This is a genomic window from Curtobacterium sp. Leaf183, from assembly GCF_001424385.1.
In the GTDB taxonomy this organism is placed as follows: domain Bacteria; phylum Actinomycetota; class Actinomycetes; order Actinomycetales; family Microbacteriaceae; genus Curtobacterium.
On sequence record NZ_LMPO01000007.1, the window covers coordinates 137,159 to 162,779 of the forward strand.

Consider the following 25,621-nt stretch of genomic DNA (forward strand, 5'->3'; position numbering starts at 1 on the left):
CTGACTGTACACGCTGAACAAGAACTGTCTAGTGCGTCTCCCGCGCGGTAGGGTCGATCGCATGAGCGACACCACGGCACCCGCGGACACCGGTCGCCGTCATGCCGTGCTCGAGACCGCACTCGACGTGTTCGCCCGCACCGGCTACCGCGCCACCTCGATGGACGCCGTCGCACGCGCGGCGCGGATCTCGCGACCCGGGCTGTACTTCCTGTTCGCGTCGAAGCAGGCCCTGTTCCGCGAAGCAGCCATCCACGTGCTGTCGCGCGACCTGACAGCCATCGAGCAGATCCTGGGCGACGCCGGACGCCCCGTCGACGAGCGCGTGCTCGAGGCGTTCGACCGGTGGGCCGGGCGCTACGTCGGCGGGATGGTGCACGACGTCCCGACCGTGCTCGAGGACAACCACGACCTGGTCGACGACAGCGTCCGCCAGGCGCCAGCCGTGTTCGAGACCATGCTCACCACGGCCCTGACCGGCCACGTCGACGACGCACCGGCCGTCGCACGGGCCCTGTGCAGTGTGTCGGTGGGGCTGAAGCACCAGGTACGCACCCGTGACGCCTACCGCGAGCGGCTCGCGTCGGCGATCGGTCTCCTGGTGCGCTGATCAGCGCTCCAGGTGCCGGTAGTCGGGCAGGTCGACGGCCTCGGCGGGCGGGGTGAACAGGCGACCGGCGATCCTGCCGACGACCGGCGACGCCCCGACCCGCACCGCCAGGCCGAACGCCGTGACGCCGGCGCGGGTGACCGGGTTCGCGAGCCGTGGGGTCCCCGGCGGGAGCTGCTGCGCCCGCTCGACCCAGGGGCGCATGACACGCTCGTACCCGGCGAAGGCATCGCGCAGGTCGACGTGTGCGGCGATCTCCCCGGCGAGGACGTAGGCCCCGGCGAGGGACAGGCTCGTGCCCATGCCGCTGACGGGCGACGCGCAGTACGCGGCGTCGCCGAGCAGCGCCACACGGCCGGAGGACCACCGCGGCGCGCGGACCTGCGCGATCGACTCGAAGTACAGGTCGTCGGCCAGGTCGATCGCGTCGAGGACCCGCTCGGTCTCCCAGCCCGCACCCGTGAAGACGTCACGCAGGTGGGCGCGCTGCTCGTCGGGCGAACGCCGCCGCTGCGACCGGGCCCGGTCCCGCGGGGTCACGACGGACAGCGCCGCGCGGATCGTCCCGTGCGGGTCGGGTCGGAGCATGACGGACCGGCCACCCGGTGCCGAATACCAGCGCCACCAGTCGTCGTCCGTCGCCGTGCGCGGGATCGTTGCCCACGAGGTCTCGAGGCCGAGCGGGCGGATCTCGGCTTCGTCGCCGAAGACCAGGTCCCGAGTGCTGGACCGCAGACCGTCGGCCGCCACGACCAGGTCGAACCGTTCCTCCTGGCCGTGCTCGAACGAGACGGCGACGCCGTCCGCGGGGTCGTCGCGGAGGGCGGTGACCCGGTCGCCGTACCGGTACTCGGTGTCGCCCGCGGTGCGCTGCACGAGCAGCGCCGCGAGGTCGCCGCGCAGGATCTCGAGCTCCGCGGTGGCCCCACCGCTGTCGGACGTCCCGGCGGGGAACTCGGCGCTGGTCACCCCGTTGCGGCCCACGAAGCGGGTGCCGACCTCGCCGGTGGTGGCCGCGCGGATGTCGTCCTCGACGCCCATCCGCCGTGCGACCTCGCGCCCGGCTCCGCGGACGTCGACGTTCTGGCCGCCGAGCCGGAGTTCCGGGGCACGTTCGACGACCGTCGTCTCCCATCCGTACCGGTGGAGCCAGTACGCCAGGGCGGGCCCGGCGATGCTGGCGCCCGAGATGAGTGCGCGGCGAGCCATGGTGCCTCCGAAGATAATCAATGAGATTGGCAATCTACACGGGTATCATCGGTGTCGTGCATGAGCAGAACCCCTCGGACCGAGATGACCGGCGGCGTGCGCGTCGCGACGGTCGCCCGATGCCCGACGACGACCTGCGAGCCCGTGTGCAGCAGATCGCCGTCCGGCAGCAGGCGTTCGAGCGGCACCTCGCGCGCGAGCTCGGGGTCGACGACAACGGGCTCCGGGCCATGGACCACCTGCTGACGTCGGGCCCCTCGACGCCGACCGAGCTCGCGGACCGGCTCGACATCTCGACGGCTGCCCTGTCGCTCGTGGTGCAACGGCTCGAGCGAGCGGGGCACGTCGACCGCGAGCCGCACCCGCAGGACGGCCGCAAGGTCGTCATCACCCCCGGCGCCGAGTCAGCGGCCAGGGCGGAAGCACTCGTCGCCCCCCTGATCTCGGGTGTCGAGTCCCTGATCAGCGATCTGAGCAGCGCCGACTGCGCCGTCGTGCAGTCATTCCTCGACCGCCTGCTCGAGGTGTACGACGAGGCCACTCGGCACGCGGTGCCCGGCGACAGAACCTAGGCTGGCCGGATGCTCTCCCGACGCGACGCCGCCGTCCGGCTCGACATCCCCCTCGAGATGGCGACCCACCACGGGATCCCCTCGCGACTCAGCGAGGCCGAACTCCAGGCGATCGAGCAGGACCCGCCCGCCTGGCTCGTGCAGTCCCGGGCGAACCGGACGGGTTCCAAGAAGGTCTGGGTGCAGCTGGAGTGCGTGGTCTGCGGGTACGCCGAGACGGCTCGTCCGAAGAAGTGGTGGCCGGACTGGGACCACCTGATGTGCGACTACCACGCGCCGTACCAGGCGCCCGACCCGGTCGCGGGCTCCACCCGGCACGAGGTCGAGGGCATCGGCAGCCGCTTCGTCGCGCTGGTCGACGAGAAGCGCTAGCCGGAGGGGCGCTCTGGCTCCGGCACGTCAGGGGGACCGGGTGCCGATCACCGTCGGGCGTCGTCGGCGGGCAGCTCGGAGAGCCACTCGCTGACGGCCCGTTCGTCCGACCGGGTGACGCGGTGCGTGACGGGCAGGACCAGGTGGGTCACCGACGCACCGCCGCTCCGGAGGCGGTCGGCGACGATGAGCCCGTCGTCGCGAGTCCGCCTGGCGTCGTCGCGTCCCTCGAGCAGCAGGACCGGCACCGACGACGCCACGGGAGCCGGATCGGCACGGAACGGTGCCCGCGGGCGGAGGAGGATGCCCGCCGCGAACCGTTCGGGATGTCGTTCGAGCAGCGCCGCCGCCATGATCGCGCCGTTCGAGAAGCCCATGACGACCGCGCGACCCGGCACCTCGGTCGAAGCGCCGGCCTGCGCCGCGGTGACGAGGGACATGAGCGGCTCGATCCGAGCCATCAGGTCCTCCTCGACCGGGTACAGGTCAGCCCGCCGACGGAAGTGGGCGTACCCGCCGGTCGTCCGGACCGTTCCGCGGGGAGCGATCTTCGTGGCCGACGGGGCGAGGCGCTCCGCGAGCGGGAGCAGGTCGAGCTCGCTGCCGTCCGACCCGTGCAGGAGGACCCAGGTCGGTCCCGGGGCCCCCGAACCGTCGACACGCGCGAACGTGTGCCCGTCGACGGTGGTCACGAGGCTGGTGGGTGTGGGCACAGGTCGATCATGGTCATCCGCGCGGACGACGTCTACCGCAGCGTCAGGGACCCGAGCACTGTGTCGACGCCGGACTCCTCGTTGCTGAGCACGACGACGTCGGTGTCCGTCGCCGGCAGGTACGCCAGCAGGGACTGGTACCCGGGGTTGTCGCCGGGCACGAACCAGGCGTCCTGCCCCAGCACCCGTCCGAGGAACGTCCCGAACCCGTACGCCCACGCCGCGGTCGGGCGCTCGACGGCGTCGGCCTGCTCCATCTGTGCGTGCTGCTGCCACAGCTGCGACGCGAGGTCCGGCCGGAGCAGGGCTCCCTGTCGCAGCGCCCGGCTGTAGCGCAGCAGGTCCTCGGTCGTCGCCCACAGGTCCCCGCTGCCCGGGAGCGCCGCGAACGCCGGGTGGGGTTCGAGCACCTGTCCGTCCCGGTGGCCGACCGCGACGGACGGATCGCCGAGGGGGGAACGTCCGGAGGTCGTGGACGTCATCACGGCGGGCCCGAGCACGATCTCGGTCACGAGGTCGGAGTACCCGCTGCCGGTCGCGGCCTCGACCACGAGCGCGACGACCAGGAACGCTGGCGAGCTGTACCGCCAGTGCTCCCCGGGCGCGGACGTTCGCGGTGCGGACAGGACCATGGCGACGAGCTCGTCCCGCGGCGGTGGGACCTCGAGGAGCGGCGGGAGCCCGGGGATCTGGCCCCAGTGTCCGATCCCGGAGGTGTGACTCAGGAGCTGCCGGAGCGTCACCGGTCCCAGGTGCGCCGGCAGCGTCGGCACCCAGCGGGCGATCGGGGCGTCCAGGTCGAGCACACCGCGGCCCACCAGGGAGAGGACCACGACCGACATCAGGTGCTTGCTGATCGAGCCCGCCTGGTACCGCTCGTCCGTCTGCCCCCACTCGGCCGTGTCCGACCCGCGCGCGACCAGCACGGTGCCGGACCATTCCGGCGGGTCATCGGCGAGGTCGGCGATCCGCACGCTCACACCGGTTGCAGCGGCTGGGGCTCGCCAGCGGGCAGCTCGACGCGGATGCCGTCGCCGGGCCGCACGGTCCCACCGGCCAGGACGATGCTCATCACGCCGCCCTTGCGTTCGACGGAGCCGTCGTCGGCCCGGCCGAGCACCGCGCGCAACAGCCCCGGCTCGAAGTCGTTGATCTGCTGACACGGGTTCCGCAGCCCCGTCACCTGGACCCGGGCGGAGTCACCGAGGTGCAGCACGGTACCGGTGGGCAGGCCGAGCAGGTCGACCCCCCGCGTCGTGACGTTCTCGCCCATCTGCCCCGGCTCGACGTGGAAGTCGGCAGCGGCGACCTCGTCGAAGACCTCGGCGTGGATCAGGTGCACCTGGCGCAGGTTCGGCTGCGAGGGGTCGCGGGCCACGCGGGAGCGGTGCTGCACGGTCGTCCCCGCATGGGCGTCGCCCTCGATGCCCCACCCCTCGACCAGGACGACCTCGTCGACGAGCGGTTTGCTGAACCGGTGCTCGCCGTCCCTGCTCACCGCGACGACGCGCGGCCCGTCTCCCTGTTCCCCGACCATGGTCCGATCCTGGCGCATCCACGAGCGACTCTCAACGGTCTGGGTAGGGTTCGGGCATGGCGGCGCTGGTCCTGCTCCTTGCGAGCATCGTGGTGCTGCTCGGCACCACGGTCGGCCTCGTCTGGCGGGCGCGGGACCCGAACTGGGTGCGGGACACCGGGCTCGAGCAGAACGCCACTCCGCGCAGCACCGTCGTCACCTTCGTGCTCGCTGCGCTCTTCGTCGGGGCGGCCGCGCTGATCGGGGTGGTCCTGCTCACCGGCGGCCACGTGCTGGCGGGCCTGGCGTTCCTCGTCGCGGCAGCGTCTGGTGGCGTCATGACCGGTGTGGGTGTCTGGGTCTTCCGTCAGCGACTGACAGGTTCCCCAGGAGCCGACGACGACGACCCGGACGCTTGACGGACCACGGCACGGACCACGGCACGGACCGCGGCACGGCAGCACGGACCACAGCGCGCGGGATCAGCAGCGCCGCAGGATCTCGTCGACCACGACGTGCAGGGGCCGCGTGGCATCGACGGGCGTCCCGGCCGGAGTGTCCGTACCCGAGGCGTGCAGCTCCTCGACCAGCGCCCGCTCCGCCGTCCTCCCCCGCCCCGCCCAGTCGTCCGCGGCACGCCGGTCGAGCCTGCCCCGCAGCGTGTCGAGGTCGATCGTCAGCACGAACACGGTGTCGAACAGGTCGATGAACGCCCCGACGTTCCGGGAACCCCCGCAGAAGAACGTGACCGGCGTCGTGTCGTCGGCGACCATCGCCCGGACCAGCTCGACGTCCCACAGGTGGTGGTGGTGGGCGTCGGTGCCGGCGACGCCCTCGACGCGGAGGCCCGTTCCGGGGTCCCCCGTGTACGCGAGCTCGCGGTCGCCGTCCACTGCGTGGTGTCCACGCCGACGCAGCTCACGGCAGACCGAGGACTTCCCGCTGCCGGAGACGCCCTCCACCAGGACGTTGCGTCGGCCCATGCCTCGACCGTACCGGCCAGGGCGGATGTGGCGACCGCCTGATCGTCCGAAGGATGACGGGTGCTCAGCACCCCCTTGGTTGGGTGGGTGCATGCACTCCCCGCTGACCGTGACCGTCGTGATCCCGGTCCTCGACGACGCGGACCAGCTCGCCGCCTGCCTGGCGTCCCTCGCCGGGCAGACCCGCCGGCCGGACGAGGTCGTCGTCGTCGACAACGGCAGCTCCGACGGCAGCGCCGCGGTTGCGCGGGCGTCCGGTGCGACGGTGCTGCACGAGCCGCTCCGCGGCATCGGCGCAGCCGCGAGCCACGGGTACGACGCCGCCCGCGGTGCCGTCATCGCACGGGTCGACTCCGACTCGGTCCTGCCGGCGGACTGGATCGCCCGCGGGACGGCCTGGTTCGCCGACCCGCTCGTCACGGCGGTGACCGGCCCCGGGCACTTCCGCGGACTGGGCACGGGCGCCGGACGGTTCTGGGACGTCGCCTACATGCGGGCGTACTTCACGCTGATGACCGGGGCGCTCGGACGCCCGCCGCTGTTCGGCTCGAACATGTTCATGCGGCGCACCGCCTGGCTGGCGATCCGGCACCGCGTCCACCGCCGGGACCCGATGGTCCACGACGACGTCGACCTGTCGATCCAGTTCGACCCGACCTGGCGCACGGTGCTCGACACCGGGCTCGTCGCGTCGGTGTCGGGCACGCCCGTGCAGGATCCGTGGGGACTGGTCGTCCGGACCCGGAAGGCCGCCCGCACGTTCTGGGTGTCCGGCATGCGGGCGTTCTCCCCCGCCCGCATCATGCGGCGAGCACTCGTCGGCACGCGCCCGGTGCCGGTCGTCCGTCGAGCGGCCCCGCATCGAGCACCGCAGCCGAGCGATGCCGTGCCGGTGCAGCGGTGACGGTCGACCACCCCGGTCTGCACTGCATGACGTTCAACGTGCGCCGGCCGATGCCGCACCTGCGGCGTGGGCACCCGGACGCCTGGACCCATCGCGCCCCGGCCGTCGCCGAACTGGTCCGGTCCGAGGCACCGCACCTGCTGGCCGTCCAGGAGGCCGTGTCCGCCCAGGTGCAGCACCTCGCCACCGCACTCGGGTCACGGTGGGCCCCGGTGGTCGCCGACCGCAGTGCGGCCGGCGGTGGCGAGCACGTGGGGTTCTTCGTCGACACCGAGCGGCTGCGGGTCGGCGACACCCGCACGATCGCACTCGCTCCGGACCCGACCCGGATCGGCTCCCGGGCGTGGGGAGCGCCCTTCCCGCGGATCGCCGTGCTGGTCGGCCTGCACGACCTCGTGTCGGACACGGCGTTCCTGGCCGTCGCGACCCACGTCGACCCGTTTTCCCCGCTCGCGCAGATCCGCTCCGCGCGCCTGCTCGGGCGGCAGGTGCACGCCGCCGGGCTGCCCGCGGTGGTCATGGCCGACTGGAACGCCGGGGAGCGCTCGGCGTCCGCCCGGGTGCTGACGGCCGCGGGGCTCGAGGACACGTGGGACCTGGCACCGACGACGGCGCGTCCGGCGAGTGTCGGCACGTACGCGGCATACCGGCAGCCGAAGCCCGGCGGTCCCCGCCTCGACCGGATCCTGGTCCGCGGCGCCGCCGGGGCCCGTCCGGCCGTCGACAGCGTGTCGATCTCCACGCGGCGGCCATCGGGCACCTGGCCCTCCGACCACCTCCCCGTCCATGCCGTCATCCGTTGGGAGACCTGAGTGACCAGCATCGTCACCACCGCTGGCCCGACCTTCCTGCGTCGTCCCCGCGGCGCCGAGTACGTGGCCGACGTGCTCCGGGCCCTGACGCTCGTGAGCATCCCCGTCGCGGCCGTCGGATGGGGCCCGATCGCCTTCGCGGTGATGTCGCTGACGATGCTCGGCGTGGTCGTCCCGCGCATCCTGGGCCTGCGTCCGGCCTTCGACACCGCGCTCTGCCTGCTCGCACTGGTGGCCGGCTGGAGCAGCGTCCTGGAGTGGTACACGACCGTGTTCCTCTGGGACAAGATCATCCACTTCCTGCTCATCGGCGCGCTGAGCATCCTGGTCGTCGTGATCGGCTCCGACGTCCGGGTGCTCCCCGACGTCCGGCGGATGCCGCTCGTGGCCGTCGTCGTGCTCGCGGGGACGGCCGGTCTGGCGATCGGCGGCGTGTGGGAGATGTGCGAATGGGTCGGGCACACCCACCTCGACTCCTCGATCTACGTCGGCTACGACGACACGATCGGTGACCTGGCCGCAGACACGGCGGGCGCGGTCGCGGCGGGCTTCGCCGTGCGTGCGAGCGCCGCGGACCGGCGCGTCGTCGACCCGGGGCGCTCCCGCCGCTGACGGTCAGCGCAGCGCCGGGCAGTGCTCCGGCGTCGGGTGCTCGCTGATGCTGATGACCTCGTCGAGCCGGTCACGCGCGGCCCGGAGCTCGGCCATCTGCGCCGTGATCCGGTCGCGCTCGTCGGTCAGCAGCGCGAAGCTCTCCGGCGTGGCGACGCCCGCGTCCACGCACGGCAGCAGCTGCGCGATCGTCCGGCTGGACAACCCGGCGGCGTAGAGCTGCTGCACCAGGCGGACCCGCTCGACGGCGGCGTCGTCGTACGTGCGCTGCCCCGCCGCTGTCCGGTCGGCGACGAGCAGCCCCTGTTCCTCGTAGTACCGCAGCGACCGCACGCTGACGCCCGCCCGTGCGGAGAGGTCCCCGATGCGCATCCGTTCGTCGATCACGACTTGCCCCTGACGTCCATGTGAGGTCCTAGCGTACGTCCGTCGCCGCGGGAGAGGCCCGCACGACGGAAGGACACCATGGACATCACCGGATCGGTCGCACTCGTCACCGGGTCAAACCGCGGCATCGGACGTCGCTTCGTCACGGAGTTGCTCGAGCGCGGTGCCGCGAAGGTCTACGCGACCGCTCGCCGGCCCGAGCTCGTCGACGTCCCCGGCGTCGAGGTCCTGCCCCTCGACATCACCGACCAGGCATCCGTCGACGCCGTCGCCGAGCGCGCCGGCGACGTCACGCTGCTGGTGAACAACGCCGGCATCACCTCGCAGTCGGCACTGCTGACCGACGACCTGGACGACCTGCGCCACGAGCTCGACACGCACGTGTGGGGCACGCTCGCGATGACCCGGGCCTTCGCACCCGTCATCGAGCGCAACGGGGGCGGCGGCATCGTGAACGTCCTGTCGGCGCTGTCGTGGTTCGCGTACCCGGGCTCCGGCAGTTACGCGATCGCCAAGGCGGCGGCGTGGAACATGACGAACGCCCTGCGCCTGGAACTCGCGCCGAAGGGCATCAGCATGCAGGGGCTGCACCTGGGTGCGGCCGACACCGACATGATGGCGGGCTACGAGGGCCCCAAGGTCGACCCGGCCGACGTGGCACGGGCGTCGCTCGACGGGGTCGAGCGCGACGCGCTCGAGGTCGTCGTCGACGAGTGGAGCGCCGCCGCGAAGGCGGCCCTGGCGGCCGACCCCGCCGCCTTCTACCGGCAGTTCACGGCCTGACCACCGGACGGGAGGCCCGGTGCGGGCCCGCACCGGGCCTCCCGTCCGGCCGTGGCCGGGTTCAGTGCTCGGCCGTCACCTTCGCGGACAACCGCGCCATCAGGGCACGCGGCACGAACCGGTGCGCGTTCGCGATCACGGTGTTGCCGAGCCCCGACACCACCGTCGGGCCCCCGGCACGGGCGAAGGCGTGCAGGCCGACCGCGGCGACCTGGTCGGCGGTCTGCCGCCCGCTCGTCATGACGTCGCCGCCACCGGCCGCGTCGAAGAAGCCCGTCTCGGTGGGACCGGGGCAGAGCGCCAGGACCCGGACGCCCGAGCCGAGCGTCTCCTGCCAGACGGCCTCGGTGAACGACAGCACGAAGGCCTTGGTCGCCCCGTAGACGGCCATGCCCGGCGTCGGCTGGAACGACGCGGTCGACGCGATCGTCATGACACCGCCGACCCGACGCTCGAGCATGGCGGGCAGGAACGCGTGCACCATCCGGGTCAGCGCCGTGGTGTTGAGTGCGATCTGCGTCCGGTTCCGCTCGTCCGTGGCGTCGACGAAGTCGCCCATCGCAGCGACGCCGGCGTTGGCGACCAGGATGTCGACCCGCGTGCCCCGCATCGTGTCGATGACGTGGTCGACACCGGCATCCGTTGCCAGGTCGGCCACGACGACCTCGGCGCGCACCCGGTGGTCACGTCGGATCCGCGCCGCGACGGCCTCGAGCGCGTCCGCGGACCGGGCGACCAGGACCACGTCGCTGCCGGCGCGAGCCAGGCCGACCGCGATCGCCTCGCCGATCCCGCCACTGGCACCGGTCACCAGGGCGCGACGGGAACGGAACGGGTGCTTCGGGGGTGTCATGCACCCTGCCTACACGGACGTGACCGGACCATCCGGCTCGGTGACGAACGGACGCCTGAGCATCGCCGCAGCTGCCCGCGCCCGCGGGATCACCACGACGGCGCTCCAGAGGCCGAGCCCCACCCACAGCCCCGTGAGCAGCAGGGTGATGAGCATGCCGTGCTGGGCGCGCATCGACCACGTCATCGCGATCCAGAACACGCTGAGCACGATCTTCCCCCAGCCGGCGAGCTGGCGTTCGGCCTGCGCCTGGACGAGCGGGATCCACTCGGTGGCGGGCACGTCGACCGGGACCTCGCCGTCGGAGACCCACCGCTGCGCGACCGTCGCCCGCTCGTACCCGCCCTCGAGCCGCCAGGACCGCAGTGTCAGCGCGACGCCGATCGCACCACCGACGACCGCGGCGGGGATGCCGACGGACACGAGCACGCCGGTCGTCGCCGTGGTCCACGACGACAGCACGAGCATCACCAGGACGACCGCGAACGCGGCCCCCGCGATCGCGGCGCCGAGCAGTCGGAGCCGTCCGGCCTCGTCGATCACGCCCACATGCACGGCACATTGCTACACCCTCCAGCTGGCGTCGAGGCGTGCGCGTAGCGTCGGACTGGACCTGTACGAGGAGAGACACACGATGGCGAAGCACACCAAGCACACCGGCACCAAGGCACTGCTGCTCGGGATCCTGACCGGCGGCCGCAGCGCGACCCCGCTCGCACTGCTGGCACTCAACCGGGACCAGTCGCAGCTGTCCGGGTCGTGGCAGGACTGGGCGGTGTTCCGCACGCCGCTCGGCCGCGGGCTGCTGGTCGCTGCCGCGGTCGGCGAGATCATCGGCGACAAGCTCCCGATGACCCCGAACCGCACCGCCGCCACCGGGCTGATCGGCCGTGCCGCGTCCGGAGCCGTCGTCGGGCTCGCCATCGGCACGACCGGCAGGCGCGACCGCCGTGTCGAGGGTGCCGTGCTCGGCGCGGTCGGCGCGGTCATCGGCAGCTTCGTGGGCCTGGCCGCGCGCAAGGCCGTCGGGAAGACCACCGGCCTGCACGACCCGCTCGTGGCGCTCGCCGAGGACGCCGCGGTGATCGCTGGCACGCAGAAGGTCCTCACCTCGCGCTGACGCTCACCTCGCGCTGACGCTCACCTCGCGCTGACGCTCAGCGCGTGGTGACCGTGGTGTCGCTGACGGCGGTCTCGCTGACTGCGGGGGCGCCGGTCCCCGACGATCCCGACGCCGTGCGGATCGCCGTGGCGAACGCGCCGGCGATCCGGACGTTCGCCGCGGTCGTCGGGTGGATGCCGTCCGCCGTCGTGCCGGGCGCCCAGGAGTCGTCGGGCTCGCGGTCGCCGGCGAACGGGTCGGCGTAGGACCAGCCGTGCGCGTGGGCGTCCGTCGCCAGGGCTCGGTCGAGCACCCGGTTGCCGGTCCGACGGTCGACGCCCCACAGGCTCGTGGTGTGGTTCGACGGCGGAGCGGCGACCAGCAGCACGTGCGGCGTGCCCTGCCGCTCGACGAGGGTGTCGATGGTGCGCACGATGCGGTCGGTCGGCACGCCCTGGTTCACGTCGTTGGTGCCGAGCTCGACGACCAGCACGTCCGCCCCGGGGACGGCGGGCATCCGCGCCAGGACCTGGTCGGAGCGGTACCCGCTGTGCGCGTAGCCGCCGAGCGCGTGCACGCCGGTACCCGAGCCGGTCGGGTCGCTCGCGAGGTCACGGAGCCACGAACCCGGGCGGGCCGTGATCGAGTCCCCGGCGTACGCGAACGTCACCGCACCACGGACGTCCGCGCCGACGACGCCGGTGAGGACCTGGTTCGGCGTGTGCCGGAGCTCGCGGATCTGGGCCGCGGCGATGCGTGCCGCCTCGGCGGTGGCGGTGGTCGTGACCACCGGGTGCGACGCGAGGACGACGACGGCGGGGACCGCGACGAGGGCCGCGACCAGTGACGCGACGGTGACGATGTGACGCGGACGCATGGCGGTCCTCCCGGGTGTCCTGCAGCTGCGGGATCACCGTAGGCCCGCACCGGGCCGGTCAGCCGTGGGACCGGTGGGAACCACGCCTGCTGCCTGAAGCCCCTCGGAGCCGACGCTGGGAGGAGCTCAGGCCGTAGGTCACCAGCGCTCGTGCACCGTCGCGCGGAACCAGCGGTCGTACAGGTCGTTCACCGTGCTGTCGAGGCCGGGCACGGAGTCGAGGTCGAGCGAGCCGGCCTCGGCGTTCGAGCGGGCCTGGTCGGCGTTGCGCGCACCCGGGATCGCCGCGGTGACGCCGTCCTGCGCGACGATCCACGCGAGCGCGGCCTGCGGGACGGACACACCGGACGGCAGGGACGCCGCGAACTCCTGCGCCGCGCGGACACCGTCCTCGAACGGGACGCCGCTGAAGGTCTCGCCCTGGTCGAAGGCCTCGCCGTGCCGGTTGTACGTTCGGTGGTCCTGCGGGGCGAACTCGGTGTCGGTCGTGTACTTGCCGGAGAGCAGTCCCGACGCCAGCGGCACACGGGCCAGGACGGCGACACCGGCCTCACGGGCTGCGGGCAGGACGGCGTCGAGCGGCTTGAGGCGGAACGCATTGAGGATGATCTGCACGCTGGCCACACCGGGATGGGCGATCGCGGTCAGGGCCTGTTCGGCGGTCTCGACACTGACGCCGTACGCGGCGATCGACTGGTCCGCGATCAGGGCGTCGAGGGCGTCGTACACCGCGTCGTCCGCGAACACCACGGACGGCGGGCAGTGCAGCTGAACCAGGTCGAGCGTGTCCTGCTGCAGGTTCGTCCGCGACCGGTCGACCCACTCGCGGAAGTTCGCCGCGACGTAGTTCTCCGGGACCTGGTCCGCGCGGCGGCCCATCTTCGTCGTGACCGTCACCCCGGAGTCCGCGTTGGCCCTGAGCCAACGGCCGATGCGCTGCTCGCTCTCGCCGTCGCCGTAGACGTCGGCGGTGTCGAACAGGGTCACACCGGCGTCGGCGGAGGCGTCCATCACGGCGAAGGCGTCCTCGTCGGAGACGGGCCCCCAGTCACCACCGAACTGCCACGTGCCGAGACCGATGACGGAGACTTCGCGGCCGGTGCTGGCCAGGGGGCGTCGCTGCATGCTGTCGACGGTAGTCGCCCGCGCCCTGGCGGTGGACCAGGCCGGCGGAGGGGCTCGGCCGGGCTGCTGCTCGGGCGATGGCGGCCATCGCTTTTGTCAGATGACGAATCCGGTCCGGGATCCCGCAGGATCGCGAACCGGATTCGTCACCGCTCGATCCGGGAACCACCGCCGCCAGCGGGGCCCGGTCGCGTCACTTGCCCAGGCCGGACAGCTCCTCGAACTCGTCGTCGGTCAGCTCGATCGTCGCACCGGCGAGGTTGTCCTCGAGGTGGTCGACGCTCGACGTGCCCGGGATGGGCAGCATGACCGGCGAGCGCTTGAGCAGCCACGCCAGGGCGAGCTGTGCCGGGGTCGCGCCCTTGCGCTGCGCCAGATCGGTCAGCGGGGAGCGGTCGCCCGTCAGTCCGCCGGTGGCGAGCGGGAACCACGGGATGAAGCCGATGCCCTGCTCGGTGGACCAGTCGAGGAGCTCCTCGGCGTCGCGCTTCTGCAGGTTGTAGAGGTTCTGCACGGAGACGATGGTGGCGATCTCCTGGGCGGCCTTGACGTCGTCGACCGAGACCTCGGACAGCCCGATGTGGCGGATCTTGCCCTCGTCCTGCAGCTTCTTCAGCTCGCCGACCTGGTCCTCGAGCGGGACCTTCGGGTCGATGCGGTGCAGCTGGAACAGGTCGATGCGCTCGAGCCCCAGGCGCCGGAGGCTCATCTCGGCCTCCTGGCGCAGGTACTCGGGACGGCCGACCGGCGGCCACTTGTTGGGTCCGGTCCGCGTCAGGCCGGCCTTGGTCGCGATGACGACGTCGTCGCCGTACGGGTGCAGGGCCTCCTTGAGGAGCTCCTCGGCGACGTAGGGGCCGTACGAGTCGGCGGTGTCGAAGAAGTTCACCCCGAGCTCGACGGCGCGCTTGAGCACGCGGACGGCTTCGTCGTGGTCCTTCGGCGGTCCCCACACCCCGGGGCCGGTGAGCTGCATGGTGCCGTAGCCGAGGCGGTTGACCTCGAGGTCGCCACCGATGCGGAACGTGCCGGAGGCGTCTGCGGGACGGGTCGTGGTGTCGGAGTTGGTCATGGACCCGGTCTACGCCGCGATGGCGGGTGGAGCATCCACACCTGTCCCCCGGGTCAGCGCTCGGGTCGCGGGTACGGCGTCTCGCCGCGTCCGAGCATCCCCACCAGCTTGGCGATGCGGTTCGCGCGGGCGGTGGGGCTCGGGGCCGTCGTCACCCGTTGCAGCACGGCGTACCGGTTGGTCCCGTCCAGGTCCGCGAACAGGGCGGCCGCCGCGGGGTCGGCGTCGAGCGCGGACTGCAGGTCCTCGGGCACCGTGGCGCTCGCCGCGCCCGCGTACGCCCGGTCCCACCGGCCGTCCGCCTTCGCGCGGTCGACCTCCGCCTGGCCGCGGTCGCGCATCCGGCCCGCGGCGGTCAGCGTCGCGACCAGGCCGATGTTCCGTTCCGACCACAGCGAGGCCTTCCGGCGCGGGGTGAACCGTTGCAGGAAGGTGGCCGCGTCACGCGAGCGTTTCTGCCCGTCGATCCAGCCCGAGCACAGCGCCTCGTCGAGTGCCTGGGCGTAGGTGAGCGTCGTCGGCTCGGTGGTGCCCTTCTTCGCCAGCACCAGCCAGACGCCGTCGGGTTCGTCGTCGTGCGCGACCAGCCAGGCACGCCAGGCATCGGCGTCGAGGACGACCAGCTCCGGTGCCACCATGCGCACATCGTAGGTCGTCGCGGACGAACCGGGCCGCCGACGACTACCTTCTGTCACATCCGGTCCACAGGGACCACGAAGGGAACACACACCATGAGCGCATCTTCTGGGCGGCCGACCGCGGTCACCGTCTCGTTCTTCCTCTGGCTGATCACCGTGGTGCTCGGCATCATCAGCGGCATCGTCGGGCTCTTCTCGATGAGCGGCAACCAGACCAACGGCATGGGCGGCGCCCTCGTCGCCGGCGGGGTGATCGGCATCATCATCGCCCTGGTCGAGCTGTTCATCGTCTTCCGGATGCGCGACGGCCGCAACTGGGCCCGCATCGTGCTGCTGGTCCTGGCGATCCTGCAGGTCCTCGGCGTCGTGAGCGCCTTCAGCATCATCGGCACCATCGGCCTGGTCGCGGTCATCATCGCGACGATCCTGATGTTCCTGCCGGCGTCGAACGGCTACTTCCGCCGCGGCTGAGCCACAGGGCGCGGGCGTGCAGCCCGCACCGCACCGCAGAACGGACACAGCACCACGGGATCCCGTGGTGCTGTGTCCGTCCCGGCGTGCAGTGCCGTTCCGCCCGCGCCCGCATCGGCGCCGCGGCTCAGACCCAGTGCGGCTGCGCGAACACCCCGTGCGGATCGGCCTGCTCGGCGATGCGGTGCAACCGTGAGGTGTTGACGTCGAAGTACGCCGACGGGTCGGTGATCGCGGCGTCGCAGTAGTTCGCGTACGCCGCATCGCCCCACGCCGGACGCATCGCCGAGCGGAACCCGCGCACGTACCGGTCGAACGGCGCCGGGTCGCTGCCGTTCGCGAAGACCGCCGTGTACTGCACGGTGCACAGCGCCGACCGCCACGGGAACGGGGTGTCCGTCCGCCCGACGTCGGCCACGACCCCGCCGAGGGCGTCGAGCGCGACACCGCCCTCCTGCATCCCGGAGACGTCGGACGCACCCGCGGCCTGCTGCACCAGCACGTCGATCTGCGCGTCGGACAGCGCCGTGGTCCCGATCGACGACGTCGCCGCCTCGGACACCCGCTGCGGCTTCCCCGCCAGCTGCGCCATCGCAGCGCCGTAGCTGAGCTCCGTCGCGGTGTGCGACGTCGGAGTCACCCCGACGGACGCGATGAAACCGTCGACGGAGGTGTCTGCGCCCGACTTCTCGCCGGTCCACGTTCCCGTGACGGTCACGGTCGGTGTGCTGTGTCGCGACCCGGCCAGCAGTTTCAGGGTCGACCACAGCTTCGGGTCCGCCCGGGGCGCCCAGGCCTGCCAGGCACGCACGACCGCCGCAGCGGCAGACCAGGGGAAGACGACGGTGAAGAGCAGCACGGGAGGCGCGGGTTGCGTCCGCAGCGTCATCGACGTCACGACGCCGACCGTCCCGCCACCCCCGCCACGGCTGGCCCAGAACAGGTCCGGGTCCGACGACGCGGACGTCTCGTGCACGGTCCCGTCCGCGGTGACCATCGTGACGGCGGTCACCTGGTCGGCGGTGAGCCCGAACGACCGGACGAGCACCCCCACGCCACCGCCGAGGGTCAGGCCGCCGATGCCGACCGTCGGACAGGAGCCCGAGCCGATGGCACGTCCGGCATCGGCCAGGGTCGCGTAGACGTCCGCGAGCCGCGCGCCGGGGCCCACCGTCACCGAGTCGCCGGACACCTGGACACCGTCGAGGTCCGCGGTGCTGATCACGAGCGACCGGGGGACGTCCGTGCCCGCGGCGCCGCCGGCCGACCACCCCGTGTACGAGTGACCGCCAGCGCGGAGTGCCACGGGGGTGTTCGTGTTCCGCGCGAACGCCAGCCCCGCGGCGACGTCGTCCGTGTCCGCCACGCGGAGGATGCCCCGCGGGTCGGCGTCGTCGTAGCGGGGGTTCTCGAGCACGCGGGCACCGTCCCATCCCTGCGAGCCGGATCTGAGCAGCGTGCCGGACACGGCCGCGGCCAACGCGTCCCAGGTGGTCGGACCGGTCCCGCCCGACGACGGCGACGCGGATCCGGACGGCGTGGAGTCGGACGGTGCGGACGAGGGTGACCCCGACGGCTTCGGTGCGGGTCCGCTGCACGCGGCGAGCACCCCCGCCAGTCCCAGGCCGACTCCCCCGGCGATGAGTCCCCTGCGGGTGGTGCTGCTGGACGGTCGTTCGCTCACGGAACCTGTCTACGCCTCCGTCGAGCTGATGCGGACGGCTCCGGCCCAGTCGTGCACCCATGCCGGCAGCTCCCGGTCCGCCGGGGCCCCGCCGAGGGCGTCGAGCAACTCCGCCGATGGAACCGTGCCGCCGCTGGTCCGCAGGAAGCGTGCCTGCACCACCGCACGGGCGACGACGGACCCGCGCCGCACGAACGTCTGCTCCATGTACGCGGCCCGGTCGTCCACCCCGAGCACGCGGGTCACGAGCTCGAACCGTTGCCCGAGCGTCAGCGACCGCTTGTACGTGATCGTCTGCGCGGCGACGACCGGGTACCAGCCACGATCGGTCAGCGACTGCCAGAACCCGGAGCGGAGCATCAGGTCCATCCGGCCCAGGTCGAGCATCGACAGGTACTTGCCGTTGTTGACGTGCCGCAGCGGGTCGAGGTCGGTCGGCACCACGCGGAACGGCGTCCTCGCCTCGTCCCACAGCGACAGGCGGCGCGCTCGCCGGGTCCGGAGACGAAGGAGCAGCAGCCGGAAGTACAGGTTCACGCTCTGATCACAGCACGAGTAGACCGGGATGCATGCAGACACGCAAGCTCAGTGACCTCCACGTCGGCGCCCTCGGCCTCGGGACGATGGGGATGAGCGCCTTCTACACGGGCGCCGGCACGGACGACGACGAGTCGGTGCGCACCATCCACCGCGCGATCGACCTCGGCGTCACCCTCTTCGACACGGCCGAGGCCTACGGTCCCTACACGAACGAGGAGCTCCTGCGTCGAGCCCTCGCCGACCGCCGCGACGACGTCGTCATCGCGACGAAGTTCGGCCTCATCACCCACCAGCCGGGCGAAGCGGAGCCGGCGACGCAGCGTGGCATCAGCTCTGCCCCCGAGTCCGTCCAGGAGGCGCTCGAGGGCTCCCTCCGCCGCCTCGGCACCGACCACATCGACCTGTACTATCAGCACCGCGTCGACCCGCAGGTCCCGATCGAAGACGTCATCGGCCAGCTCGCCGAGTTCGTCCAGCAGGGGAAGATCCGCCACATCGGCCTGTCCGAGGCCAGTGCCGCGACGATCCGCAAGGCGCACGCCGTCCACCCGATCACGGCCCTGCAGAGCGAGTACTCGCTGTGGACCCGCGACCCCGAGGGCGACGTGCTCGACACCCTGCGCGAACTCGGCATCGGCCTGGTGCCGTACTCGCCGCTCGGCCGCGGGTTCCTGACCGGAGCGATCACGAAGCCCTCGGACCTGGACTCCGGCGACTTCCGCCTCGACAACCCCCGCTTCCAGGAGGAAGCCTTCGCGACGAACATGCGCATCGTCGACGAGGTCAAGCACGTCGCGGACGAGGTCGGCGGCACGCCCGCCCAGGTCGCCCTCGCCTGGCTGCTGGCGCAGGGCGACGACGTCGTCCCGATCCCGGGCACCAAGCGCGTCAGCCGACTCGAGGAGAACGTCGGCGCCACCGACCTCACCCTCACCCCGGAGCAGGTCGAGCGCCTGTCGGCGCTGCCCGCCCCGTCGGGTGACCGCTACCCCGACATGTCGAGCATCGGCCGGTAGAACCGACCAGGAGACGGACGGAAGGCCCGTGGCGACCCCGCCACGGGCCTCCCGTCCGTGTTGGGGTGTGGGTCAGACCTCGGCGGCGAAGCCCGCCGCGCGCACCTGCAGGTCCTCGATGCGCCGCAGGCGTGCGGCCTGCACGTCGAAGCCCTCGTAGGCCAACGGCGGGGTCTTCCGGACGTTGCTCGAGCACTGGAAGTCCTCGCACACCAGGGTGCCGACGGTGTTGCCGTTCCGGCCCGCCTTGCCGGAGCGCTTGGCGCTCCAGAACACCACGTCGTTCGGCAGCTGCACGTCCTGGCACCACGAGCACTGGGCCCGGGAGCGAGGCGACGCCTCGGCCTGGCGGAACAGGATCCCGACCAGGCCGCCGTCGAGCGTCGGCACGACGACGTACGCGCGCCGTCCGATCTTGGGGTCGCGCCAGCCGAGGAAGTCCAGGTCGTCCCAGACGATCGTGTCGAAGCCGGCGGGCAGTGTGACGTCGCTCGTCTCCTTGCGCGAGGCGTTGACGAAGGACGTGCGGATGGTGGTCTCGCTGATGGGCAGCATGGTGTGAACCGTTCTGTGGTGCCGTCCGGGGCGCCCATGGGCGTCGCGCCGGACGGTGCTTCCGGGAGGGGGTCGACGAGCGCGGCCGCGTCGGACGACACAGCCGGGGTCGTCAGGCCCTGATGCCGGCGTGGACGCCGACGACCTCCTGGGGACGATTGCTCACGAGGTCAGCCTAGGACCCGCTGTCAAGAGCACGACCGACCCGTCGTACGTGGGCTGGACGCGCAGGTGCCCGTACCGGTCGTCCCAGGCGCCGGTCTTGAGCGCGGTGCGGAGCGCGGCGACCGAGCGCCGGGCACTCATCTCGTCGACCAGTGCCCAGGCCGGGTCGGCCCGGCGCACGTCGGCGTCGAGCAGCCGCTCCGGCCGCGCGTAGAACGCCTCGGCGAACCGCTCGACGCTCGTGAACGGGACCGGCAGCCGGGTGGTCGTGACCTCGTCGCCGAGCGCCGCGGCGATGCGGTCGAGCGCGGGGTGGCGCGCCGCGTCGGCGGCCGTGACGTCGGGGGCGTACTCGGCCAGCCAGTGCTCGGGGATCCGCGCGGGGTCCCGCGTCAGGACCACCACCGGACCGGTGGTGGCGCGCCGGACCTCGGCGAGCACGTGCTCCGGGTCTGACCAGTCCTGCACGCAGAAGGCGGCGACGGCGGCGTCCGCGGCGGGGAGCGGGCCGGTCGGGTCCTCGACGGTCGTCACGTCGACGGCGTTCGGGACGTACTGGACGCTGCCGGCGCCGAGGGCCAGCACGGTCCGAGCCTCCCCGAGGGCCTTGGCGACCGCGCGGGCGAACGCGGGTTCGGCGCGGTGGTCGGTGCTGGCGCCGGGGGTGCTCACGCGGTCAGCCTACGGCGGCGTCGATCCGCGGCGCCGGTAGGGTCGATCGCGTGATGTCTTCGGGGTTCAGCATCTTCGCCGTGCCGTACGTGGTCTTCCTGCTCGCGATAGCGGTGCTGACCGTGGCGCTCATCGTGCTCGTGTTCGCCGCGATCCGGGTGCTGCGGCTGTCAGCCCGCGAGCGGGTCCTGCGCATCGCCGCACTCGAGCGCACCGCGTTCCTGCAGGACTTCGACGACACGCACGGCGACGACGGTGAGGCACCGGGCACCACCGCGTAGCGCGCGACCCGCCGCGGGGCCGATGCGCCGCCGAGCGTGGCCTGCCGCGGGGACGACAGGTCCGTTGTCGTACGACATCGGCGGTGTCGTTCCGACTCGGCACGGCGCCGACCGTACTGATGCTTGCCGGCGAGGCGACAAATACGCTGTCGTACGACGTCGGCGGTGTCGTTCCGCGTCGGTGTCCGCCGCCGCGCCGTCGGTCGCGCTCAGGCCTCGGCCGCGACCTGTTCGGCGCGCTCCGTGGCGGCCCAGCTGCCCAGCAGTGCGATCGACCGCTCGGACTCGGAGCCGGGTTCGGCGCTGTACGTGAACATGGTCAGGCCGGGGTCGGCGACCAGGTCGAGCGCCTCGTAGTCGAGCTCGAGCACGCCGACGACGGGGTGGTCGAGCCGCTTCTTGCCGCTGCGGTGCAGACGCACGTCGTGCTCGGCCCACCACGTGCGGAACTCCTCGCTGCGGGTGGACAGTTCGCCGACGAGCGTCACGAGCCCGGGCTCGCAGGGGTTCGCGACCGCGGCCGCCCGGAGGATCGCGACCGAGTCACGCGCCGTCCGGGGCCAGTCCACGAAGAAGGTCCGCGCCGCCGGGTCGAGGAACGTGAAGCGCGCGGAGTTCACCGGACGACCCGGGCCGGCGAACATCGGTGCGTACAGCGCGCGACCGAGCTCGTTCGCCGCCAAGGCGTCGCCGCGCTCGTTCCGGACCCACGCCGGCGCGCCGGTGATGGCGTCGAGCAGTCGCTGCACACCCGGGCGGATCCGGGTCGGCATGGTCCGGTGCATCGTCTTCACGCCCGAGTTCGCCAGGCGGGCGAGGTCCCACAGGTGCGTCCGCTCGTCCTCGTCGAGCTGGAGTGCGCCGACCAGGCCCTCGAGCACGCTGTCCGAGACGCCCTTGAGCGTGCCGCGTTCGAGCCGTGTGTAGTAGTCGACGCTGACACCGGCGAGCATCGCGACCTCGTGCCGACGCAGCCCCGGCACCCGCCGGACCCCGCCGCCGAACGAGGGCATGCCCGCCTGGTCCGGCGTGATCCGCGCCCGCCGGGAGGACAGGAAGTCGCGGATCTCGTTGCGCACGTCGATACCCATGCCGAGAAGGCTACGTCCTGGTGCCTGACGTCAGGCAGGTACCACCGTGCCCCGTCTCGCCCCCGTGCACAGCGGCAGCATGGGCGCATGACCACCACTTCCGACACCACCTGGTTCATCACCGGCTGCTCGACCGGGCTGGGTCGTGCGTTCGCCGAGGCCGTCCTGGCCGCCGGCGGCTCCGTCGTCGTCACCGCCCGCGATGCCGCCCGCGTGCAGGACATCGCCGACACCGCGCCCGACCGCGCGCTCGCCCTGGCGCTCGACGTCACGGACCCCGACGCCGTGACGGCCGCCGTGGCCGCTGCCGAGGAGCGGTTCGGCCGCGTCGACGTCCTCGTCAACAACGCCGGGTACGGCTACCGCGCCGCGGTCGAGGAGGGCGAGCCCGAGGCCGTCCGGACGCTCTTCGACACCCACGTCCACGGCCCGACCGGGCTGATCCGCGCCGTCCTGCCGGGGATGCGAGCGCGCGGGACCGGCACGATCGTGAACATCTCCTCGATCGGCGCCCGCATCTCGCCCGAGGGCTCCGGCTACTACGCGGCGGTCAAGGCCGCGCTCGAGGCCCTGTCGCTCTCCCTCCGCAAGGAGGTCGCGCCGCTCGGCATCGACGTCATGGTCGTCGAGCCCGGCGGGTTCCGCACCGACTTCGCGGGGCGCTCGCTGACCCAGTCCGCCACCCCGATCGAGGCCTACGCTGACACCGCCGGCAAGCGGCGCATCGAGCACGACACCGCCCACGGCACACAGCCCGGTGACCCGGCGAAGGCGGCGCAGGCGCTCATCACCGCGGTCGAGTCCGACGCGACGCCGTTCATGCTGCTGCTCGGCAACGACGCGTCCGACGGGTTCCGTGCCGCGCTCGACGCGCTCCGCTCCGAGGTGGACGCGTGGGAGTCGGTGAGTCGGGGCACGGACTTCTGACGCTCGCACAGACGGACGGGAGGCCCGGTGCCAGCTGGCACCGGGCCTCCCGTCCGTCACGTGGTGACGCGGATCACGTGGTGACGCGGATCACGTGGTGACGCGGATCACGTGGTGACGCGGATCACGTGGTGACTCGGGTCAGGTGGTGACGACGCGCTCCGCTGTGGTGGTGACGGCGACGCGGGCCACACGGTGGCCGTCCATGCGGGTGACCTCGAGGCGGTGGTCCCCCACCTCGACCACGTCGCCGACCCGGGGGACGCGGTCCAGGTGCACCTGCACCAGTCCGCCGACGGTCTCGTAGTCGCCGTCCGGCAGGGCCGGTCCACCGTCGGCGACCAGGTCCTCGAGCACCGTGGCGCCGTCGACGTCGCCCGTGTCACGGACCGGGGCGTCGTACTCGTCACGGATCGGGCCGACCAGGTCCTCGAGCAGTGCCTCGAGCGTGACCATGCCCGCGCTGCCGCCGTACTCGTCGACGACCAGCGCGATCTGGGCGCCGGAGGTGCGCATCTCGGCGATGGTGCTCGACAGGGACTTCGTCTCGGGGAAGGCGACGATCGACCGACTGACCGACCGGATCTCGGCCGTCGCGTCCTCGGGTCGGAGCAGGTCGCGCAGGTGCACGAAGCCCGTCACCCCGTCGCGGGAGCCGTCGGTGACGACGTAGCGGGTGTGCCCGAGGTCGAGCGCGCGGTCGGTGGCCTCGGCGATGCTCTGTGCGCCGTCGAGCGTCGCGACGTCGTACCAGGGCCGCATGGACTCGCGCAGGATCCGGTCGTGGGCGTCGAGCGCGCTGCGGGCGATGCGGCGCCCCTGCTCGTCGATCGCGTCGTGGTCGGAGACGAGCCCGCGCAGCTCCTCGGTGCTCATCGACTCGCTGCGCGCGTCGGGGTCGCCGCCGAGCAGCCGCACGACGGCGTCGGTGCTCTTCGACAGCACCCAGATGGCCGGGCGCATCAGGACCGCGAACCGGTCGAGCGTCGGGGCGACGGCCATCGAGAAGCCCTCGGCACGCTGCAGGGCCAGGCGCTTCGGCACGAGTTCGCCGAAGACGAGCGACAGGTAGGCGATGACCAGGGTCATGGCGACCAGGGCGACGGCCTCGGCGGCGCCGCGTTCGAGCCCGAGCCCGGTGAACAGCGGGGCCACGTCGGGGGCGATCGAGGACGCCCCGTACGCGGCGGAGAAGAAGCCGGCCACGGTCACGCCGATCTGCACGGCGGACAGGAAGCGGTTCGGGTCACGGCCGAGCGCGGCCACCCGTGCACCGCGGCTGCCACGGCGCTCCAGCTGCTGGAGCTGGGACTCGCGGAGCGACACCAGGGCGATCTCGGCTGCCGCGAACACCCCGCCGACCAACACGAAGACGACGACGAGGGCGAAGGCGATCCAGGTGTCCACCCTGTGATCCTGCACAGGTTGGCTGGGTGATCAGCCCGCAGCTGCTGGGAAGGAAGCTAGAGCGGGCGTCCGGTGTGCGACTCGATCCACGCGCGCGGGTCGACCGGCAGCGTGCCGTCCATCAGGACCTCGAGGTGCAGGTGCGCGCCCGTGGAGACGCCCGACGAGCCGACGCTGCCGATGAACTCGCCGGCCTCGACCCGCTGGCCGACCGTGACCGGCGAGGACCCCGGGATCATGTGGCCGTAGAGCGTGGAGACCTTCCGGCCGTCGACCACGTGGTCGATGATGACCGCGTTGCCGTAGGAGAAGTAGGTGCCCGAGACGCGGACCGTACCGGCGGCGACGGCACCGATCGGCGCACCCATGCCGGGGTTGAAGTCGAGGCCCTGGTGCTGCGAGGAGCACGCCGCGCACGGGGCCGAGCGCCACCCGAAGCCCGAGCTCATGCGCACCGGAGCGGGGAACGGGGACCGGACCTCGCCGCCGTACACGACCGCGGCATCGGGGTCGGTCGTGACGACCTTGTTGCCGCCGCCGATGGTGAAGCCGTCCCGCGAGGTCGTGGCGGTCGCGACGGCCTGCGTGACGGCGTAGTCCTGCGTGCGGACGACCGGGGCGAGCGTCGACGTGGCGCTCGACGTGCCGACCGTGGCGTGCGCGGGCATGGCCGAGGCGGCGAACATCGCGACGGCGGCCGCGGCGCTGGTCAGCGTGAGCCGGCTGGTGCGCCGCAGGCTCGGGCGGGTGGTGACGGTGCGGCGCGGGGTGCGGGTGAAGCGGGTGGTCGGGGCTGCGCTGGCGGGCTTCGGCTTCTTCGTCGCCTTCGTGACGATGGGCTTCGGCTTCTTCGCCGCGGCGCGCTCCGCCTCGAGGGCAGCACGACGCGACAGGTGCACGGTCGGGGTGGCGTGCTGCTGGTCTGCGTCGCTGGGAATCGTCATGGCCGCAGACCATTCTGCACGAAGCTGTCCGGTTGTACAGCCCCTCGACGGGGTCACACGTCGCCGGTGTCGTCCTCGTGGGGGGTCGCTGCCCGACCGTCATCCGCATGGAGCCGGCGTTCCAGCGCCGTCGAGACCCAGCCGGCCGGCACCAGCAGGAACAGCCAGAACGGCCCCCCGGCAGGCACGATCACGGCGCCGACCAGCGCCACCACCAGGGCGATGAACGTCACCGTCCCGTCCACCGGGTGCACCATGCCGCGACCGTCCGGGCGGATGAGCTCCGGGTCCCGCCAGATCGTCCACTGCATCGCCGTCATGCTCAGGCTCGCGAGCGCGATCGTGCCGATGTAGAGCGCGTTCACGCCGCGGTCGTGGGTGGTCTGCGCGATGAGGTTGGACGAGAAGGGCAGGAACGCGATGCTCGCCAACCAGACGAAGTTCACGCGCAGGACCGTGGTCGAGTACGAGCGGGTCGCCTCGAACAGGCCGTGGTGCGACAACCACAGCCGCGAGATCACGACGAAGCTGACGACGAAGGCGATGAGCTTGCCGACGTTCTCGCTGAGCAGCGCGCCGAGGGACATCCGGTCGATCTCGTTCGCCACGTCGACCAGCGGCAGGAGCAGCAGCGTGATCGCGATCGCGACCGTCGCGTCCGAGAAGTTCACGAGCCGGTCGAGCCCCCGGTCCGTCCGCAGCACCCGTGCCATGGCGCCAGCCTAGGG

General features: G+C 72.4%; 33 protein-coding genes. 13 read left to right on the top strand and 20 right to left on the bottom strand.

Annotation, left to right across the window (positions count from 1 at the left end; all coding sequences use genetic code 11):
* Positions 1–61: 61 nt before the first annotated feature.
* Positions 62–610, top strand: coding sequence for a TetR/AcrR family transcriptional regulator (locus tag ASG04_RS05030; RefSeq protein ID WP_156463536.1), 549 nt, complete (start codon positions 62–64; stop codon positions 608–610).
* Here ASG04_RS05030 and ASG04_RS05035 read toward each other — a convergent pair whose 3' ends face one another.
* Positions 611–1,819: an FAD-dependent monooxygenase gene (locus tag ASG04_RS05035; RefSeq protein WP_056121105.1), complete on the bottom strand. Its 1,209-nt coding sequence runs from the start codon at positions 1,817–1,819 to the stop codon at positions 611–613.
* A gap of 119 nt (positions 1,820–1,938) precedes the next feature.
* Between ASG04_RS05035 and ASG04_RS05040 the strand changes: the two genes are divergently transcribed.
* On the top strand, positions 1,939–2,391 hold the full coding sequence (locus ASG04_RS05040; protein WP_056121107.1) for a MarR family winged helix-turn-helix transcriptional regulator: 453 nt from the start codon (positions 1,939–1,941) through the stop codon (positions 2,389–2,391).
* A gap of 9 nt (positions 2,392–2,400) precedes the next feature.
* A complete protein-coding gene (locus tag ASG04_RS05045) occupies positions 2,401–2,763 on the top strand; it encodes a hypothetical protein (protein ID WP_056121109.1) in 363 nt (120 codons plus the stop codon).
* Between the two features lie 47 nt (positions 2,764–2,810).
* Here the strand turns inward: ASG04_RS05045 and ASG04_RS05050 are convergent, their stop codons facing one another.
* From ASG04_RS05050 to ASG04_RS05060, 3 genes are read right to left on the bottom strand one after another with little or no spacing between them, the layout of a single operon-like run.
* Positions 2,811–3,476 carry an alpha/beta hydrolase gene (locus ASG04_RS05050; RefSeq protein ID WP_156463537.1) on the bottom strand — a complete coding sequence of 222 codons (666 nt, stop codon included), beginning with the start codon at positions 3,474–3,476 and terminating at the stop codon, positions 2,811–2,813.
* Positions 3,477–3,508: 32 nt separating this feature from the next.
* A complete protein-coding gene (locus ASG04_RS05055) occupies positions 3,509–4,450 on the bottom strand; it encodes a serine hydrolase domain-containing protein (protein ID WP_056121114.1) in 942 nt (313 codons plus the stop codon).
* A gap of 2 nt (positions 4,451–4,452) precedes the next feature.
* On the bottom strand, positions 4,453–5,013 hold the full coding sequence (locus ASG04_RS05060) for an MOSC domain-containing protein (RefSeq protein ID WP_056121116.1): 561 nt from the start codon (positions 5,011–5,013) through the stop codon (positions 4,453–4,455).
* A gap of 56 nt (positions 5,014–5,069) precedes the next feature.
* On the opposite strand from ASG04_RS05060, the gene ASG04_RS05065 reads away from it, so the two are divergent.
* Positions 5,070–5,411 carry a hypothetical protein gene (locus ASG04_RS05065; protein ID WP_056121119.1) on the top strand — a complete coding sequence of 114 codons (342 nt, stop codon included), beginning with the start codon at positions 5,070–5,072 and terminating at the stop codon, positions 5,409–5,411.
* A 63-nt stretch (positions 5,412–5,474) separates the two neighbouring features.
* On the opposite strand, the gene ASG04_RS05070 is transcribed toward ASG04_RS05065, so the two are convergent.
* Positions 5,475–5,975: a nucleoside kinase gene (locus ASG04_RS05070; RefSeq protein WP_056121121.1), complete on the bottom strand. Its 501-nt coding sequence runs from the start codon at positions 5,973–5,975 to the stop codon at positions 5,475–5,477.
* A 91-nt stretch (positions 5,976–6,066) separates the two neighbouring features.
* On the opposite strand from ASG04_RS05070, the gene ASG04_RS05075 reads away from it, so the two are divergent.
* The 3 genes from ASG04_RS05075 to ASG04_RS05085 are packed head-to-tail and all read left to right on the top strand — an operon-like array spanning position 6,067 to position 8,303.
* Complete coding sequence (locus tag ASG04_RS05075; RefSeq protein ID WP_162241692.1) at positions 6,067–6,879, top strand: glycosyltransferase family 2 protein; 813 nt, start codon at positions 6,067–6,069, stop codon at positions 6,877–6,879.
* Positions 6,876–7,691, top strand: coding sequence for an endonuclease/exonuclease/phosphatase family protein (locus tag ASG04_RS05080; RefSeq protein ID WP_056121122.1), 816 nt, complete (start codon positions 6,876–6,878; stop codon positions 7,689–7,691). The genes ASG04_RS05075 and ASG04_RS05080 overlap by 4 nt, the downstream gene beginning before the upstream one ends.
* Positions 7,692–8,303, top strand: coding sequence for a hypothetical protein (locus ASG04_RS05085; protein WP_056121124.1), 612 nt, complete (start codon positions 7,692–7,694; stop codon positions 8,301–8,303).
* 3 nt (positions 8,304–8,306) lie between these two features.
* Here the strand turns inward: ASG04_RS05085 and ASG04_RS05090 are convergent, their stop codons facing one another.
* Positions 8,307–8,690 carry a MerR family transcriptional regulator gene (locus tag ASG04_RS05090; RefSeq protein ID WP_235515440.1) on the bottom strand — a complete coding sequence of 128 codons (384 nt, stop codon included), beginning with the start codon at positions 8,688–8,690 and terminating at the stop codon, positions 8,307–8,309.
* Positions 8,691–8,768: 78 nt separating this feature from the next.
* Here ASG04_RS05090 and ASG04_RS05095 point away from each other — a divergent pair, with 78 nt between their 5' ends.
* Entirely contained in the window at positions 8,769–9,473 is a 705-nt protein-coding gene (locus ASG04_RS05095) for an SDR family oxidoreductase (protein ID WP_056121127.1), read from the top strand.
* 61 nt (positions 9,474–9,534) lie between these two features.
* Here ASG04_RS05095 and ASG04_RS05100 read toward each other — a convergent pair whose 3' ends face one another.
* Positions 9,535–10,326, bottom strand: a complete 792-nt coding sequence (locus ASG04_RS05100) for an SDR family NAD(P)-dependent oxidoreductase (protein ID WP_056121129.1) — start codon at positions 10,324–10,326, stop codon at positions 9,535–9,537.
* 9 nt (positions 10,327–10,335) lie between these two features.
* Complete coding sequence (locus tag ASG04_RS17550) at positions 10,336–10,881, bottom strand: hypothetical protein (RefSeq protein WP_162241693.1); 546 nt, start codon at positions 10,879–10,881, stop codon at positions 10,336–10,338.
* A gap of 79 nt (positions 10,882–10,960) precedes the next feature.
* On the opposite strand from ASG04_RS17550, the gene ASG04_RS17555 reads away from it, so the two are divergent.
* Positions 10,961–11,446: a DUF4126 family protein gene (locus tag ASG04_RS17555; RefSeq protein ID WP_056121133.1), complete on the top strand. Its 486-nt coding sequence runs from the start codon at positions 10,961–10,963 to the stop codon at positions 11,444–11,446.
* Between the two features lie 37 nt (positions 11,447–11,483).
* Here ASG04_RS17555 and ASG04_RS05115 read toward each other — a convergent pair whose 3' ends face one another.
* The 4 genes from ASG04_RS05115 to ASG04_RS05130 all read right to left on the bottom strand — a co-directional run bounded on the left by ASG04_RS05115 (position 11,484) and on the right by ASG04_RS05130 (position 15,140).
* A complete protein-coding gene (locus tag ASG04_RS05115) occupies positions 11,484–12,305 on the bottom strand; it encodes an SGNH/GDSL hydrolase family protein (protein WP_056121135.1) in 822 nt (273 codons plus the stop codon).
* A gap of 138 nt (positions 12,306–12,443) precedes the next feature.
* A complete protein-coding gene (locus tag ASG04_RS05120; RefSeq protein WP_056121137.1) occupies positions 12,444–13,430 on the bottom strand; it encodes an aldo/keto reductase in 987 nt (328 codons plus the stop codon).
* Positions 13,431–13,623: 193 nt separating this feature from the next.
* Complete coding sequence (locus ASG04_RS05125; protein ID WP_056121139.1) at positions 13,624–14,502, bottom strand: aldo/keto reductase; 879 nt, start codon at positions 14,500–14,502, stop codon at positions 13,624–13,626.
* 53 nt (positions 14,503–14,555) lie between these two features.
* Positions 14,556–15,140 carry a YdeI/OmpD-associated family protein gene (locus ASG04_RS05130; protein WP_056121140.1) on the bottom strand — a complete coding sequence of 195 codons (585 nt, stop codon included), beginning with the start codon at positions 15,138–15,140 and terminating at the stop codon, positions 14,556–14,558.
* A 93-nt stretch (positions 15,141–15,233) separates the two neighbouring features.
* Between ASG04_RS05130 and ASG04_RS05135 the strand changes: the two genes are divergently transcribed.
* The gene (locus ASG04_RS05135; RefSeq protein WP_056121143.1) at positions 15,234–15,611 is read left to right on the top strand and encodes a hypothetical protein; all 378 of its coding nucleotides are present in this window, start codon (positions 15,234–15,236) and stop codon (positions 15,609–15,611) included.
* A 127-nt stretch (positions 15,612–15,738) separates the two neighbouring features.
* Here ASG04_RS05135 and ASG04_RS05140 read toward each other — a convergent pair whose 3' ends face one another.
* Both ASG04_RS05140 and ASG04_RS05145 read right to left on the bottom strand, forming a co-directional pair.
* Positions 15,739–17,295 (bottom strand): FAD-binding oxidoreductase, encoded by a 1,557-nt coding sequence (locus ASG04_RS05140; protein WP_056121145.1) that lies wholly within the window; start codon positions 17,293–17,295, stop codon positions 15,739–15,741.
* 9 nt (positions 17,296–17,304) lie between these two features.
* The gene (locus ASG04_RS05145) at positions 17,305–17,832 is read right to left on the bottom strand and encodes an acyl-CoA thioesterase (RefSeq protein ID WP_056121147.1); all 528 of its coding nucleotides are present in this window, start codon (positions 17,830–17,832) and stop codon (positions 17,305–17,307) included.
* Positions 17,833–17,864: 32 nt separating this feature from the next.
* Here ASG04_RS05145 and ASG04_RS05150 point away from each other — a divergent pair, with 32 nt between their 5' ends.
* Positions 17,865–18,851 (top strand): aldo/keto reductase, encoded by a 987-nt coding sequence (locus ASG04_RS05150; protein ID WP_056121149.1) that lies wholly within the window; start codon positions 17,865–17,867, stop codon positions 18,849–18,851.
* Between the two features lie 72 nt (positions 18,852–18,923).
* On the opposite strand, the gene ASG04_RS05155 is transcribed toward ASG04_RS05150, so the two are convergent.
* Positions 18,924–19,406 carry an FBP domain-containing protein gene (locus tag ASG04_RS05155; RefSeq protein ID WP_056121151.1) on the bottom strand — a complete coding sequence of 161 codons (483 nt, stop codon included), beginning with the start codon at positions 19,404–19,406 and terminating at the stop codon, positions 18,924–18,926.
* A gap of 162 nt (positions 19,407–19,568) precedes the next feature.
* The gene (locus ASG04_RS05160) at positions 19,569–20,243 is read right to left on the bottom strand and encodes a hypothetical protein (RefSeq protein ID WP_056121153.1); all 675 of its coding nucleotides are present in this window, start codon (positions 20,241–20,243) and stop codon (positions 19,569–19,571) included.
* A gap of 50 nt (positions 20,244–20,293) precedes the next feature.
* On the opposite strand from ASG04_RS05160, the gene ASG04_RS05165 reads away from it, so the two are divergent.
* Positions 20,294–20,524 carry a hypothetical protein gene (locus ASG04_RS05165; protein ID WP_156463539.1) on the top strand — a complete coding sequence of 77 codons (231 nt, stop codon included), beginning with the start codon at positions 20,294–20,296 and terminating at the stop codon, positions 20,522–20,524.
* A gap of 209 nt (positions 20,525–20,733) precedes the next feature.
* Here ASG04_RS05165 and ASG04_RS05170 read toward each other — a convergent pair whose 3' ends face one another.
* Positions 20,734–21,615: a helix-turn-helix transcriptional regulator gene (locus ASG04_RS05170; protein ID WP_056121156.1), complete on the bottom strand. Its 882-nt coding sequence runs from the start codon at positions 21,613–21,615 to the stop codon at positions 20,734–20,736.
* 87 nt (positions 21,616–21,702) lie between these two features.
* On the opposite strand from ASG04_RS05170, the gene ASG04_RS05175 reads away from it, so the two are divergent.
* Positions 21,703–22,542, top strand: coding sequence for an oxidoreductase (locus tag ASG04_RS05175; protein WP_056121157.1), 840 nt, complete (start codon positions 21,703–21,705; stop codon positions 22,540–22,542).
* A 141-nt stretch (positions 22,543–22,683) separates the two neighbouring features.
* Here ASG04_RS05175 and ASG04_RS05180 read toward each other — a convergent pair whose 3' ends face one another.
* From ASG04_RS05180 to ASG04_RS05190, 3 genes are read right to left on the bottom strand one after another with little or no spacing between them, the layout of a single operon-like run.
* Positions 22,684–23,949, bottom strand: coding sequence for a hemolysin family protein (locus ASG04_RS05180; protein ID WP_056121158.1), 1,266 nt, complete (start codon positions 23,947–23,949; stop codon positions 22,684–22,686).
* Between the two features lie 56 nt (positions 23,950–24,005).
* A complete protein-coding gene (locus ASG04_RS05185) occupies positions 24,006–24,893 on the bottom strand; it encodes a M23 family metallopeptidase (protein WP_056121159.1) in 888 nt (295 codons plus the stop codon).
* 53 nt (positions 24,894–24,946) lie between these two features.
* Positions 24,947–25,606 (bottom strand): TMEM175 family protein, encoded by a 660-nt coding sequence (locus tag ASG04_RS05190; protein ID WP_056121161.1) that lies wholly within the window; start codon positions 25,604–25,606, stop codon positions 24,947–24,949.
* Between the last annotated feature and the right edge of the window lie 15 nt (positions 25,607–25,621).